The organism is Kribbella sp. NPDC023972 (assembly GCF_040639075.1).
Lineage (GTDB): Bacteria > Actinomycetota > Actinomycetes > Propionibacteriales > Kribbellaceae > Kribbella.
Map to the genome: position 1 here is coordinate 63778 of NZ_JBEZZH010000002.1, position 15089 is coordinate 78866.

Below are 15089 nucleotides of genomic sequence, written 5' to 3' on the forward strand. Positions count from 1 at the left end.
GGCGGGCCGGGTGGGAAACGTTTAGCCTGCCGCGCATGACCGACTGGGCGCGGGTGCGCGCCGACGGCTACGCCGTCCCGACCGATCGTCCGCTCACCGATCTCGTCGCCGAGCTGTCCGGCCTGCTGCGCTCACCCGATCCGGTGATCCGCGACACCCAGGCGTACGCCGTACTCGCGACCTGGATCGGCCGTGGTGTCCTGTCGACCGACCAGCTCCGCGGGCTCGGCGACGAGATGGTCACCCGGTTCGCCGATCCGGAGCCGCAGGCGCGGACGTTCGCGCCGCTGATCCTCGACTCGATCGTGTCGGCCGGCGTGTTCGAGCCGAGCTGGGTGCCGCGGTTCGAGCGCTGGTACGTCGCCGAGGAGGATCTGCGCGGGTACGACGCCAAACTCGGCTGGCTGCACGCGGTTGCCCACGGCGCCGACCTGCTCGGGACACTCGGCCTGCATCCGGCGGTCGAGCCGGTGCAGATGCTCCGCCTCGGCATCGGCCGCCTCCTGACGCCCACGCCGCACGTGCTGCGCGATCTGGAGGACGACCGCCTCGGCTACGCTCTCGCGGCCACACTCACCCGTGCGGACCTCACCGAGACCGACGTCACCGACTGGCTCGACCCCGCCCTCCGCGTGCTGTCGGTTCCACCGGTCGAAGGCATCACACCCGAGGTGACCAACACCATCCGCACGCTGCGCGCGACGTACTTCCTGATCGACCACGGCTTCCGGCTCTCCGGCAGCGCCACGCTCACCCGGATCCCGCACCGCGATCAGGTCAAGACAAAGCTGGCCGACGTCATCCGCATCGTCACGCCGTACTACCTCTGACGCTTTCCGGAGGATTACTGCCACCCAGCGCAAACTATCTTCCGGAAACTCGGGACCGGCCGAGCGTCAGACCTGGGGTGGATGGCACCTGCGACTTTCGGATAGGGCTTCCCTGAACTGTCCCCGAGATGCGACGTGCCGCGGTCCAGGGAACGGTACAGGTGGTTTCCGGTGGAAGCGGAACCCTTGTCCGTGGGATCGTCTGTGCTGGCAATGCCGTGGCCCCCTCCCATGGTGGTGCCAACGCCACTACCGCAGTAGTGCCAACACCATCGGATCTGGTCCGTGGCGACGTTAGTTTTCTAGCTGATGAAAAGCCGTCGGGGGCAGCAGTCCAGAGAGGGCGCGTGGAAGTCATGGTTGTGACATACCTGAAGAAATGGGTCGGCAGCCGGATCTTGAACAGGACCACCCGCAAGGGTGGTCTTGACTTGTCGAAGATGCGGATAGTCCCCCGTCAGGTCTCGATGCCGCTGCGTCGCGTCGGCGTCGACCCGGTCCCGGCGCTGGGACGGGTGCGCGAGACCGAGCCGGTGCACAGACTGGCCCATCTGTTCGGGTTGAACGTGTGGGTGGTGAGCGGCCACGCCGAGGCGAAGGCCGTGCTCTCCGACACCGCGAACTTCAGCAACGACATCCGGCCGCTGGTCGGCTCGGACCCGAACAAGCCGTCGGAGGGGATCGGCGGCCTGGGGTTCACCGATCCGCCGGACCACACCCGGCTGCGCAAGCTGCTGACGCCGGAGTTCACCAAGCGCCGGCTGGCCAGGCTGGAGCCGGCGATCGAGAAGATCGTCAACGACCAGCTGGACCTGATGGAGGCCAAGGGCCCGGTCGTCGACATCGTCTCGGACTTCGCCTTCAACGTGCCGTTCCTGCTGATCGCCGACCTGCTCGGCGTCGAGGAGTCCGACCGCGACCGGTTCCGCGCCCTCGGACCGGCCCGGTTCGACCTGTCCGGCGGCGGGATCGGGGTGTTCGGGTCAGCGAGCGAGTCGCGGGACTTCCTGTTCGAGATCGTCCGCAAACAGCGCAAGGAGCCCGGTGACGGGCTGATCGGGTCGATCATCCGCGAGCACGGCGACACCATCGACGACATCGAGCTGGGCGGCCTCGCCGACGGGGTGTTCCTCGGCGGGTACGAGACATCGGCGAGCATGCTCGCGCTCGGCACGCTGGTGCTGCTGCGCGACCCAGCGAACTTCGAGCGGATCCGGAACGAGCCCGGCGCGGTCGACGCGATCGTCGAGGAGCTGCTGCGGTACCTGACCGTCGTACAGGTCGCGTTCCCGCGGTTCGCGCGGCACGACCAGGAGTTGTTCGGCCAGCAGGTGAAAAAGGGCGACCTGGTCGCGGTGTCGCTGTCCGGCGCCGACCGGGACAAGCAGGTGTTCGGCCTCGACGCCGAGGACTTCTACCCGCGGCGGGCACCCGCCGCCCACCTCGCCTTCGGCCACGGCATGCACCGCTGCGTCGGCGCCGAACTCGCCCGGATGGAGCTGCGCGCCGCCTTCACGGCCCTCGCACACCGCTTCCCCGACCTGGCCCTGGCCGTCCCGGAGGAGCAGCTGCGCTTCCGCGACTTCTCCATCGTCTACGGCGTCGAAACCCTCCCCGTCCAACTCCACGCCAACCCCGCCGAACAGGTCGCCGGCTGACGTGCAGCCGCGCGACGAGTACGTCGCCCTCGCGCTCGAGGCGGTGGACGAGGGTGCGACGGTGTTCTGTTAGTACGGCGTACGCGTCGGCTGAACGTCAGGCTGCGGTGCGGTAGACGGCGCAGCCTCGGGTGGTGAGGGCGTGGACCCATTCGGGGACGACGGGGAGGTCCAGCCAGCGGAGGTCGAGCTTCTCCAACGCCGGGAACGCGGTTGGGGGCAGGTCAGGCAGGCCGGTGAGGTGGTTTGCTCGCAGATCCAGGTGCCTAAGGAGCGGGAGGCGGCTCAGCTGGACCGGGAACTCCATCAGGGCGTTGGCCCGGAGGCTGACCACGCGAAGGTTGGTGAGCTGGTCGAAGGTCGCGGGCAGGCGCTCGATCGCGTTCCGGTCGAGGTGAAGCTCTCGCAGCGCGTGCAGGTCGCCGTACGCGTCGGGGAGCTCGGTGAGGCGGTTGCCGTAGAGGCGGAGCTCGAGCAGGTTCCCGAGGCGACCGAGCGACTCGGGCACTGAGGTGAGGCCGTTGTCGGTGGCCCCCAAGTAGAGGAGTGCTGACAGGTTTCCGAGCGACGAGGGCAGCTCGCCGATCGCGAGGTCGCTCACGTACAAGAACTCGAGCTGCTGCAGCCGCCCCAGCGAATCGGGCAGCACCTTCAACGGCTGATGACTGAGATCAAGAATCCGCAGCTCAGTTAGGTCACCAACCCAGTCAGGCAGGCTGGTCAGCTGGTTCTCGTGCAGGTACAGCTCGCGCAGACCGACGTACTCGCGGATCCCAGGATCCAACCTGCTGACTCCGGTCCCGCCGAGGTTCACGCTCCGAGCCGACATCCCAAGCATCTTAGGGCTCCAGCCGTACGCCGATCGCGCCGCCAGCACAACGGCAGCGGGCAGGCGTCGCGGTGCGGGGGTATTTGTCGTGCTTGTGGGTAGTTTCTGGGTGGCGCTGGGTGGTTGGGGCGGGTTCGGGTCGTGACAGGGATTGGGGTGGGTGGTCACAATGGGCGGTCCGGCCCGAGGTGCGGGTGTGGAGAAGGAAGGCCGCCGGCGGGCTATGGGTAGTGGCGAGATGGCGATGGGTGACGCGTTGACGACCCGGATCGCCGCCGCGATGACATCGGCCCAGTCGGGTGGGCATGCGACCGCGGCCGCCGAGATCGAGGCGATTCGGGCGGAGCTCGGTGGTGTGCCGAGCTATCAGCTGGCGGCGGCGGAGTACGTGCGTGGTGTCACGGCCCACCATGCGAGTGACGCGGATGAGGCGTTGAAGGCCGTCGATGCGTGTGTCGCGGTCGCGAAGGCGATCGACGAGCCGGGGTGGGAAGCGAACGCGCTGCCGATCCGGATCATCAACCTGGCCCGCAGCGGCCGGGGCGGGGACACGGTCAAGGATCTGGTCACCGCCGAGCACGCGTTGAACCGGACCAAGGATGCCGGCCTGAGCGCCTGGGCACACACCGGCCTCGGTTACGCGTACGACGTCCTACGACTCTACGAACTGTGCATTCCGCATTACGAGCACGCCACCCAGTTGGACGCGGACGTGTTCGAGCTGGCCGAGTCAAGGGCGATCGATCGGCTGAACCTGGCCGAGACCTATCTGCGCTGGGCTCACGAGCTCGAGCGGATCGGTGATCCGTCGTACCGGCAGGAGATCCAGGAGCGGCTCGCGTCGGCGGCGTACTGGGCGCGCGCGGCGGAGCGGGTGATCGTCGACGACGAGAGCCAGGAGTTCTGGAGGTTGAGCGCCCGGCTGTGGATAGCGGCCGCGGCAACCATCGAGGACCCGGCAGCCGCGGTCGCCGAGTTGACCGAGTGCCGCGACGAGATCTCGAAGCTCGGTGAGACGGAGCGGCTGGCGATCGCGGGCGTCTATCTGGCCAGAGCTCTCCAGGCCGCGGGCAAGTACGACGAGGCCAGGGCGGCGGCCGATCGGGCCGCGGCTGACCTGATTCCGTTGGCGGATCCGGCCACGCACGTGCTGGTGTTGCAGACCCGCTCGGAGATCGCGGCGGCCGCCGGTGAGCAGGGAGCCCTGACCGGATTGGAGTACGCGCGTTCGGTCGCGCGCGGCTGGTGGAAGGAGCGGCAGCGGGCGCTGAACGCCGTGCGGCATGCGCTCGCCAGCCATGATCTCTCCGCCCGGCACGACGCGGAGTGGCACGCGGCCCGGCAGGATCCGCTGACCGGGATCGGCAACCGCCGGGCGCTGGACGAGCGGCTGACCGCGGCCCGCGACTCGGGGCGCGCGGTGACGGTGCTGGCCATCGATGTCGATGATCTGAAGGTGGTCAACGACACCTACGGGCACGCCTCCGGGGACGAATTGCTGCAGGTTGTGGCAAATCTGCTGGTAGAACAGGCGCGAGCCACCGATGCCGTGATTCGATCAGGAGGCGACGAGTTCATCGTGGTGCTCGACCAGCCGGACGCCAAGGGCGGTGCCCGACTGGCGCTACGGATCCGGACCGCGGCCGCGGCCATTGCGACGGCGGCCACGAAACCGTGGCTCGGGCGGCTGGGGTTGAGCATCGGGTACGCCGCGACGGCCGAAGGCGTCGGGGTGGATCAGCTGATCGCCACGGCGGACCGTCGGCTGTACGAGGACAAGCGCCGCAGGCGGTGGGGCGACAGGGGGTTGTGAGGTGCGCGACACGTCGGGGGTGACTGCGCGGATCGCGGCGGCGATGACGCGCGCCCAGTCCGGCAATCCGGCCGAGGCCGCCCTCGAGCTCAACCGGCTGCTGGCCGAGCTCGGCTCCGAGCCGAGTCCGGAGCGGGCCGCCGCCGAGTACGTGCGTGCCGTCGCGGCCCATCACGCCACTGACGCGGTCGAGGCGCTGGACGCGGTCGACGCCTGTATCCGGGTCGCCCGCGCGATCGACGAGCCCGGCTGGGAGGCGAACGCGATCGCGATCCGGATCGTCACCTTGATCCGTACCGGCGAGGGCGGTGACTCGGTCGCCGACCTGGTCGCCGCCGAGAACGCGCTGTCCCGCACCCGCGACCTCGGCCTGGCCGGCTGGGCGCACACCGGCCTCGGCTACGCCTACGACCTGCTCCGGCTGTACGAGTTGTGCATCCCGCACTTCGAGCTCGCGGCCGAGGGCGATCACGATCCGCTCGAGTTGCCCGAGGCGCCGGCGATCAACCGGCTCAACCTGGCCGAGTCGAACCTGCGCTGGGCGCACGAGCTCGAGCGGCTCGGTGATCCGTCGCACGACGAGGAGGTCCGCGAGCGCCGGCGGGAAGCGCACCGGTGGGCTGGGGAAGCGGTTCAGGTGATCGTCCGCGACGACCTGCTCGGGTACTGGCCGATCGCCGGGCGGATGTGGTTGGCCGCCAGCAACGACGACAGCGACGCGGCCGAGGCCGTGGTGATCCTGAAGGACTGCCGGGACCAGTTGGTCAAGCTGGGCGACCTGGAGCTGGCCGCGATCGCGGGTGCCTACCTGGCGAAGGCGTACGCCACTCTGGGCCGGCTCGAGGACGCCGCAGAAGCCGCGCATCGGGCCGGGAGTGACCTGCCGCCGACATCCGATCCGCCGGTCGAGGCCCTGGTCCGGCACACGGCAGTGCAGATCGTCGCGGAGTCAGGTGACGCCGGCGCGGTCACTGGGCTGCAGTACGCGCGGGCGATCACCAGAGGCTGGTGGGCCGAGCGGTTGCGCGGTCTGTACGCCGTACGGTCCGCACTGGCCAACCATGAGCTCTCGATCAGGCACGACGCGGAGTGGCGGGCCGCACGCGAGGACCCGCTGACCGGTGTGGGCAACCGCCGCGCCCTCGACGAGCGCATGTCTGTCGCGCACGACACCAGCCGGTCGGTGGCGGTGATCGCCATCGACGTGGACAACCTCAAGGTGATCAACGACAGCTACGGGCATGCCTGCGGTGACGAGGTACTGCGACGAGTCGGGCAACTGTTGACCGAGCAGTGCCGGGCCGAGGACCTGGTGGCGCGAGCCGGTGGTGACGAGTTCGTCGTCATCCTGGACAAGCCGGACGAGCGTGGTTCGCGTGAGCTGGTCGAGCGGATCAGGACAGCGGCGGACCGGGTCGCGGTGACGGCGCAGGAGCCGTGGTTCGCCTTGCTTCGGCTGAGCATTGGGCAGGCGAGCAGCACCGACGGTACGGCGGTCAGCGAGCTGCTGGCCGAGGCCGACCGGCGCATGTACGCCGACAAGCGCCGGCGCCGGGCTCAAGAGCGGACTCAGTAGTCCAGGAACCCTTCGACAACAAGGCGTCTGACTTGCGGAAGGTAGTCCCGCAGTACGTCCGTCAGCGGCCGGTCAAGGAGGTCGGCCAGAGCGGCCAGGATCTGCCCGACGCTCAAGTCCCCGTCACAAGCCCCGACGAAGCCGGCCAGCACAGTGTCCGCCTGCTCGGCTCGCCGCATCCCACGCTGCCGCCGCAGCACGATCGACGCCGGATCTTCGGCACCCGGCTGCCCGCTCGTCTCCTGGATCACGTCGTCAGCCACCATCAGGTGCAGCCCGGTCAGGTCGTCCGGCATCCCCTCCGAGCGTTCGAACCGCCGCAGTACGTGCGGACCGATCGGCCGCTCGATCTCATACGGCCACTCCTCGGCCTCGAGCGTCCCTTGCACGTTGTGCATGGTGATCCAGCCCATGCCGATCGCCTCGACACCCTGTTCGTCCAGCCAGCGCAGCCAGGCGTCGTACCGAGCCGTGTACTCGGGGGACCCGTGCAGACCCGCGTCCCGCAGCCAGAGCTCGACGTACTCGGACGGGTCGAGCTGCTCGCGCTGCACCGCCCATGCCGACCGATCGCCGGTCCAGTCGGCGATCCGGTCGCGCCAGTCCTGACCGCGGACGCAGGTCCAGTTCGCAAGCAGCTGACACCAGCCACCCTCGGTCAAGTGGTACGGCGCCTGTCGCACCAGCTGCTCGACCACGGAGTCACCGGCGAACCCGGTCTCGCGGTACGTCAACCGGCCGTCCCCCGGCGAGATCACGTACGGCGGATTGCTGACGATCACGTCGAATCGCTCGCCGCGTACCGGCTCGAACAGACTGCCTTCGCGGACGTCGAGCTCGACCCGGTTCAGCGCGGCCGTCCACCGGGCCAGCTGGAGAGCGCGCGGGTTCACGTCGGTGGCGACGACCTGGTTGACCCGGTCGGCCAGGTGCAGCGACTGAATCCCGCAGCCGGTGCCGATGTCGAGGGCACGCTCGGCCTTGATCGGCACGGTCAGGTGGATCAGGCTCAGGCTGGCCGGGGCGATCCCCAGCACGTAGTCGGACCGCATCGGCTCGCGCCGTCCGTCCAGTCCGGGCGTGAGGTCCGCGACCACCCACCACTCCCGGTCGTCCTCGGCGTAGGGCCGGACGTCGAGACGCGCCCGCGCCTGACCGCCGGACGTCTCGACGAGGCCCAGAGCAACCAGGTCGACACCGGGAAAGGCCTTCAAAACAAGGGATTCCGGTACGGCGCGCTGCAGCAGGAACAACCGGATCATCGTGTCCAGCGCGTCACCGGACCCGGTGCGCCGGCCCGCAAGAGTCGTCTCGTTGCGGGCCAGCGCACCGTTGGCCTGAGGGCCCAGCCGGCCGGCCACCCCTTCGACGGTGTAGCCGGCTGCCGTGAACGCCTGCCGCAGTGCGTCCACATCGGTCCCCGTCAGCTCTTTCATGCAGCCATTATGGGTTGCAGGTCACCTTCGCCTCCGCCCAGTCCGCGTGGTCGCTGGTGATGCCGTCGCCGCCGTCGGTGACTTGGAGGGTGAGGGTCTGGCCGCCGGTGACGTCGACCGAGACGGGAGCCGTCGGTGAGGTTCCGGTGAGCAGGTCGGAGGTGTACTTCGCGACGCCGTCGACCAGGACTTTGAAGCTGACCTTGCCGCGGTCCTCCACTTCGTCGTCCACGCCGACCTTCGCGGTGAAGGTGCTGCAGTTCCCGCCGATCCGGACGCTGACCGTCGACGGTGCGTGCGTACCCAGGCCTTTCGCGTACTGCATCCCGTCGAGGGTGATCGGGTGGCCGTCGGCCGCGCCGTCCTCGCCGTTGCTTCGATCGCGCTCGACCGGCCCCCAGCCGTTCGTCGAGTCGAGGAACTCCAGATCGCTCACCCACTTCTCACCAGTAGGTGCCGGTGGCAACGGCTTGTCCGCGACCGTGGCGGCGAAGAATCCGAGTCCGCCGCCGGGCAGCTTGATCGCCTTGACCGTCTTCCCGGGATCCAGTGGTACGGCGGTGTAGAAGACCCGGTAGTCGGTCGTGGTGTTGCTCAGCCCCGCCTGGGTGTAGCGACCCTTCACCGATACGGCGAGCTTGGCGCCGCCGGTGGCCGGGTCTTGGCAACACCAGTTCGGCAACTGGAACGTGCCCTGTGACTGCGATCCGTCGGTGTAGATGATCGTCACCGCTCCACGAGCGTTGAGACTGGCGCCGGCGCCCAGGAGTGCGAGGTGCGAGCCGGTGCCGGAGACCAGGATCGGCGCCGACTGGTTCTTCACCAGGTTGGGCGTTCCCGGTCCGCCGGCCGGCCAGGTGAACTCGGCGTCCTGGACGGTGACCTTGGCGCCCGGCGTGTAGCCGGCGGCGGCCAGCGCCTCGCCGTTGTAGCTGTTACCGGATCCGTCGAAGTTGCCCCGCGCGTACGTCGACGCGTCGCTGATGCCGACCACGTTGGCTGCCTGCGACAACGACGCGTACGGCAGTTGCGCGGTCGCCGTCGCGGAGTTGGTGTAGCTCTTGCCCTGGGCAACATAGCTGGCCGACAGCTGCAGCGTGAAGCCGGCCGGCTTCACGTCGGCGCCCGGGGTCACCTGCAGTTTCGTCGTCACCGTCTTGCCGGGTGCGACGCTGGAGAAGGTGTTGGCTCCGGTAACGGTCCAGCCGCTGGGGGCCTGGATGTCGAGGCGCACACCGCTCATGGTCGTGTGGCTGTCGTTGCGGAAGGTCGCGGTCACCTCGGTGGCCTGGCCGGGAGCGTTCCAGAGCGAGGGCGTGGCCAGCTCCGGCGTGCCGAAGGTGTTCGCGACATCCGGGCCGCCGACCGAGGAGGTGCCGAGCAGTTGGACGACAGCGGCACGTGCGGTGGAAATCCGTGCGGTGTTCACCCGGACCACACCGTTCTCGTACTCCCAACCGCTCGGGCCGTTGGGAAGACTCCGCCCGTCCACGATGACCTCGCGCGGCGCCGTACCGGTGTGGACGGTGAGCTCGTACGGACGCGATGCTGGCTTACCGGTGTAGCTGCCGACGCTGGCGCCGATCTGCACGGTGATATCGCCGCGGGACTGTGTCGGTGCCTCGACGGTGAAGACCTGCTGAGCCGACTTCTGCGCCCGGGTGACTCGGTCATCCTCGTACAAGCTGAACGACGACTTGCCCTGCGGGTAGATGTCGAGGGTGAGCCGGTCGCCGAAGCCTTGCTCGGCCGCGGTGTTGATCCCCGTCTTCCACATCGGTACGACGGCGCCGGCCTTCACGAACAGCGGCAGGGTGTCCAGCGGCGCGTGGTAGCCGTTCACCGTGGTCGGGCCCTGGTAGACCCGGCCGGTCCAGTAGTCGACCCAGTTGCCCTTGGGCAGGTAGATCCCGTTCTTCACCTCGTCGGCACCCCATATCGGCGCCACCAGGAACTCCTTGCCGGCCAGGAACTCGTACTTCGTGGTGTCGTCCCACGTCTTCGGGTCGGTCGGGTACTCCAGCACCAGCGAGCGGTTCAGCGGTGCACCGGTCCGGTGGGCCTCGGCCGCGTACGAGTAGAAGTACGGGAGCAGGCGCTCACGCAGTCGGAGGTACTTGCGGTTGATCGAGGTGTACGGGTCGCCGTACGCCCACGGCTGCTTGAAGGCCGGGGTGGCCCAGCCGGACATCGTCATGAAGGCCGGATTGAACACCTTCCACTGCATGTCCCGCACGTAGCTCGTGGGCGAACCGCCGAAAATGCCGTCGACGTCACCGGCGCTGTACGCGATACCGGAGTTGCCGGAGCCGTGGATTGCCGGGATCTGCCACTTGATCGCATCCAGCGAGCCGCTGTGATCGCCGGTCCACTGCACCGCGCACCGCTGGGCACCGGCCCAGCCCTCCACCATCCAGGCGAAGCCGCGGGCGTTGCTGTACTGCTCGATACCGTCGTGCGCGGTGTCGCAGGCGCTGAGCGCGTGCCGGTAGCCCGGACCGACCCAGGCCACGTCCAGCTTGCGGACCCGAACGCCGGCCTCGCCGACCTCGGCCGGCTGGCGGTCCAGTGAGGACTGCGTCCACAGACCCATCTGGATGTTGCGCTGCCGGAGCTCGTCACCGGTCTGCTTGAGCGCCGGGATCTCCCGCTTGCCCCACCAGGTGCCCTCGACCTGCTCGAAGTCGGTGTCGTCGGAGTAGCCGCAGCCGTAGTCGTCGTTGACCAGCATCCAGCCGCCCGGCATGTCCTCGTCCTTGAACCGCTGCGCGATCTTCACCGCGTCCAGCGTGGTCACCTTGTCCGGGTGCACCTTCCAGTCGTTGCTGGAGTCCGGGTCCTTCGCGTAGTGACCGCGGTTGTAGCAGTCCGAGTCGCCGTACTCGAGCCCGTAGATCGGTGGCATGAACGGGCGACCGGTGAGCTCGGTGTAGCGGTCGAGCGAGGTCTTCAGGTCGCCGACGAAGTAGTACGCGTCGAACCGCTTCTCGTCGTGCTTGGTGACGACGGGGTCGGTGAAGCTGTAGCTCCCGGGGCTGAACGTGTTCCGCAGTACGCCGTACCCCGCGGTGCTCATGTAGTAGGGAGAGGCGTTCGGGTTGCCGCCGTCCTCCCAGTTGAAGTCGCGGGAGATCTTGATGGTCTGGCCGCGGTGCGAGAACCGGCCGTTCTGCATGCCGCCGCCGAAGAACTGCTCATTCGGCCCGCGGCCCAGCGACTGGGTGGTGGCGGTGTCGTTCCACGACAGCGGCGCCGTCTCGGCCCAGACCAGCTGACCGTTCGCCCGGTGGAGCGAGAACCGCAGCGGTGACTTCTGCGCCCGGACCTCGATCTTGCCGGTGGACAGCGAGTAGTAGCTGCCGCGATCCCGCCACGACGTACTCGGAGTTCCGTAGTCCGTCTTGGTGACGATGGTCGACGACGGCTCGGCCGGGTCGGTCGGCGGCGTACTGGCCGGGTCGGTGAAGTTCCCGTCCGGTGCCAGCCAGAGCCGGAACACGTCGTCCTTCAGGAACACGACCCGCACCTTCGCCTGACCGGCGGTCAGTGTGTACGTCGCTTCGTCGGCCGCGAACCCACTCACGTCGCCTAACGCGGTGTCACCGGCGGCGGGCTCGGCCGAGGCCGGACCGCTCACGCTGAGCAAGGCACCGGCGACCAGGGCCAGCATCGAGCCGGCGATGGTTGCTGAACGTTTCATGCGGACAAAGATGCTCACGAGTGCCTCATTTCACGCATCTATGAACAAGAATGCGGTTATTGAAGCGTACGCACGACGCCTTGTCATCAGCTCGGCCGTCATGAAGTTGAGACCCGCCATCACAAATCCCAGAGGTCCACGTCGCCCGTTGAGTCCAGGTTGTGATGCTTGCCACCCCTGTACGTGGCTGAACGGCGTACCCTCGTCACGACATGGGGGGCGGATGGGACGGGGCCCAGAGCGCTCGGTGGTCACGCCGCGACGCGCCGTGAACGGGCTTGCCGGACACTTTCTGAAGCCCTGAAAGGTGTACGAACGGCGGTACCGGTTACCGTGCGTTCAGAAATGCGTTGCCGTCGGCCGTACCCTGTCCTCGGACGGGGTCGGTCTGTGCTCGGGGGAACAGGCGTCCGGTCACGGACGTTGTCGGCAGGACGAGAGTGCTAAGGCAAGGAGCGCGGTGGCAGGGGCAGCAGGGACGAAGACATCGGCGGCGGCCGGCTCATCATCTTCGGGTGGACGGCGCCTGGTGATCGTCGAGTCGCCGAAGAAGGCGCGGATGATCGCCGGCTTCCTGGGGTCCGGGTACGTGGTGGAGTCCAGTTTCGGCCACATCCGGGACCTGCCGAAGGGTGCGGACGAGATCCCGGCGAAGTACAAGGGACTGCCCTGGGCCCGGCTCGGCGTCAACATCGAGGACCACTTCGACCCGCTGTACGTCGTACCGGCCGACAAGAAGGCCCAGATCCGCAAGCTGAAGGACCTGCTCAAGTCCGCCGACGAGCTCTACCTGGCCACCGATGAGGACCGCGAGGGCGAGGCGATCGCCTGGCACCTGCTGGACGAGCTGAAGCCGAAGATCCCGGTCAAGCGGATGGTCTTCCACGAGATCACGCCGAAGGCGATCCAGGACGCGGTCGGCAGCGCCCGCGACATCAACGAGTCCCTGGTCGACGCCCAGGAGGCGCGCCGGATCCTGGACCGGCTGTACGGCTACGAGGTCTCGCCGGTGCTGTGGAAGAAGGTCATGCCGAAGCTGTCGGCGGGCCGGGTCCAGTCGGTCGCGATCCGGATGGTGGTCGACCGGGAGCGTGAGCGGATCGCGTTCCGCAGCGCGTCCTACTGGGACCTGGACGCCACCCTCGACGCCGGTGAGGGCCGGTCGCCCCGGCAGTTCCCGTCCCGGCTCGTCTCGGTGGACAGCCGGCGGGTGGCGCAGGGACGCGACTTCAACGCCACCGGTGAGCTGAAGAGCCCGAACACGGTCCACCTGAACGAGGAGACCGCGACCGCGCTGGCGACCGCTTTGCGCGACTCGCAGTTCACCGTCCGGTCGATCGAGTCCAAGCCGTACACCCGTAAGCCGTACGCGCCGTTCCGGACCACCACGCTGCAGCAGGAGGCCGGCCGCAAGCTCGGCATGTCCGCCTCGCAGACGATGCAGATCGCCCAGCGGCTGTACGAGAACGGCAACATCACCTATATGCGTACGGACAGTGTGACGCTGTCCGACACCGCGATCACCGCCGCCCGGGCCCAGGTCCGGGAGCTGTACGGCGCGTCGTACCTGCCGGACAAGCCGCGGGTCTACACCTCCAAGGTGAAGAACGCGCAGGAGGCGCACGAGGCGATCCGGCCGGCCGGCGAGGTCTTCCAGACCCCGGCGCAGACCGGGCTGAGCGGTGCCGAGTACCGGCTCTACGAGCTGATCTGGATGCGCACGATCGCGTCCCAGATGAAGGACGCCGAAGGCCGCAGCGTCTCGATCAAGATCGACGCGCCCGCCGCGACCGGTGAGCTGTGCGAGTTCACCTCGTCCGGCCGGGTGATCACCTTCCACGGCTTCCTCAAGGCGTACGTCGAGGGCGCGGACGACCCGTCCGCCGGGACCGACGACCAGGAGACCCGGCTGCCCGACGTGGCCGAGGGCGACGTGCTGGCCGCGCTCGAGGTGCTGGCGTCCGGGCACGAGACCAAGCCGCCGGCCCGCTACACCGAGGCAACGCTGATCCGCGAGCTGGAAGAGCGCGAGATCGGCCGTCCGTCGACGTACGCGTCGATTCTCGGCACCATCCAGGCCCGCGGGTACGTCTACAAGAAGGGCACCGCGCTGGTGCCGGCCTGGCTGGCGTTCGCGGTGGTCCGGCTGCTGGAGGAGCACTTCACCCGGCTGGTCGACTACGCGTTCACCGCGACCATGGAGGACGTCCTCGACGAGGTGGCGGCCGGGGACCTGCAGCGCGAGGGCGTGCTGTCCCGGTTCTACTTCGGTGACGCTGAGCTCGAGGGCCTGCACTCGATGGTGAACGACCTGGGCGACATCGACGCCCGGGAGATGTCCACCTTCCCGGTCGGCGGCGACGACACCGGCATCGTGGTCCGGGTCGGCCGCTACGGGCCGTACGTCGAGGACAAGGACGAGCGGCGCGCGAACGTACCGGAGGACCTGCCGCCGGACGAGCTGACGGTCGACAAGGCCCAGGAGCTGCTCAGCCAGCCGGCGGGTGTCGAGCACGAGCTCGGTACGGCGCCCGACACCGGCCTGAAGGTGGTCGCGAAGGCCGGCCGGTTCGGTCCGTACGTGACCGAGGTGCTGCCGGAGGACGCGCCGAAGAGCGCCAAGCCGCGGACCGGGTCGCTGCTCAAGTCGATGACGCTGGACAGCGTCTCGCTCGAGGACGCGATGAAGCTGCTGTCGCTGCCCCGGGTGGTCGGCAAGGACCCGGAGACCGGTGACGAGATCACCGCACAGAACGGTCGCTACGGGCCGTACCTGAAGAAGGGCTCCGACTCGCGGTCGCTGGCGTCCGAGGAGCAGATGTTCGACATCACCCTCGAGGAAGCGCTGAAGATCTACGCCGAGCCGAAGCAGCGTGGCCGCCGCGCCGCGGCGCCGCCGCTGAAGGAGCTGGGCGAGGACCCGGAGTCGGGCAAGCCGGTGGTGGTGAAGGAGGGCCGGTTCGGTCCGTACGTCACCGACGGCGAGACGAACGCGACCCTGCGCAAGGACGACTCGGTCGAGACCATCTCACTGCTGCGGGCGGCCGAGCTGCTGGCGGACAAGCGGGCCCGCGGGCCGGTGAAGAAGTCGGCCAAGAAGTCCGCGGCGAAGAAGACGGCCACGAAGAAGACAGCGGCCAAGAAGACAGCGGCGAAGAAGACCACGACCAAGAAGGCCGCGGCCAAGAAGACAACCGCCAAGAAGGCGACTGCCAAGAAGACGGCCGCGAAGAAGTCCTGAGGGGGC

The 15089-nt window shown here is 68.6% G+C and carries 8 protein-coding genes; 5 read left to right on the forward strand and 3 right to left on the reverse strand.

Annotated features, from left to right (window positions below):
* Positions 1 to 35 precede the first annotated feature (35 nt).
* Both AB0F43_RS09600 and AB0F43_RS09605 read left to right on the forward strand, forming a co-directional pair.
* The gene (locus tag AB0F43_RS09600; protein ID WP_360473211.1) at positions 36 to 830 is read left to right on the forward strand and encodes a DUF2785 domain-containing protein; all 795 of its coding nucleotides are present in this window, start codon (positions 36 to 38) and stop codon (positions 828 to 830) included.
* A 356-nt stretch (positions 831 to 1186) separates the two neighbouring features.
* Complete coding sequence (locus tag AB0F43_RS09605; RefSeq protein ID WP_360474492.1) at positions 1187 to 2488, forward strand: cytochrome P450; 1302 nt, start codon at positions 1187 to 1189, stop codon at positions 2486 to 2488.
* 97 nt (positions 2489 to 2585) lie between these two features.
* Here the strand turns inward: AB0F43_RS09605 and AB0F43_RS09610 are convergent, their stop codons facing one another.
* Entirely contained in the window at positions 2586 to 3317 is a 732-nt protein-coding gene (locus tag AB0F43_RS09610) for a leucine-rich repeat domain-containing protein (RefSeq protein ID WP_360473212.1), read from the reverse strand.
* Between the two features lie 196 nt (positions 3318 to 3513).
* On the opposite strand from AB0F43_RS09610, the gene AB0F43_RS09615 reads away from it, so the two are divergent.
* Positions 3514 to 5130 carry a GGDEF domain-containing protein gene (locus AB0F43_RS09615; RefSeq protein WP_360473214.1) on the forward strand — a complete coding sequence of 539 codons (1617 nt, stop codon included), beginning with the start codon at positions 3514 to 3516 and terminating at the stop codon, positions 5128 to 5130.
* A gap of 1 nt (position 5131) precedes the next feature.
* Entirely contained in the window at positions 5132 to 6706 is a 1575-nt protein-coding gene (locus tag AB0F43_RS09620) for a GGDEF domain-containing protein (protein WP_360473216.1), read from the forward strand.
* Here the strand turns inward: AB0F43_RS09620 and AB0F43_RS09625 are convergent.
* Together AB0F43_RS09625 and AB0F43_RS09630 are read right to left on the reverse strand one after the other, a co-directional pair.
* A complete protein-coding gene (locus AB0F43_RS09625; RefSeq protein ID WP_360473218.1) occupies positions 6700 to 8142 on the reverse strand; it encodes a class I SAM-dependent methyltransferase in 1443 nt (480 codons plus the stop codon). The genes AB0F43_RS09620 and AB0F43_RS09625 overlap by 7 nt on opposite strands.
* Before the next feature lie 7 nt (positions 8143 to 8149).
* Entirely contained in the window at positions 8150 to 11842 is a 3693-nt protein-coding gene (locus AB0F43_RS09630; RefSeq protein WP_360473220.1) for an NPCBM/NEW2 domain-containing protein, read from the reverse strand.
* A gap of 460 nt (positions 11843 to 12302) precedes the next feature.
* On the opposite strand from AB0F43_RS09630, the gene topA reads away from it, so the two are divergent.
* On the forward strand, positions 12303 to 15083 hold the full coding sequence (gene topA, locus AB0F43_RS09635) for a type I DNA topoisomerase (RefSeq protein WP_360473222.1): 2781 nt from the start codon (positions 12303 to 12305) through the stop codon (positions 15081 to 15083).
* The last annotated feature ends 6 nt before the right edge of the window (positions 15084 to 15089 follow it).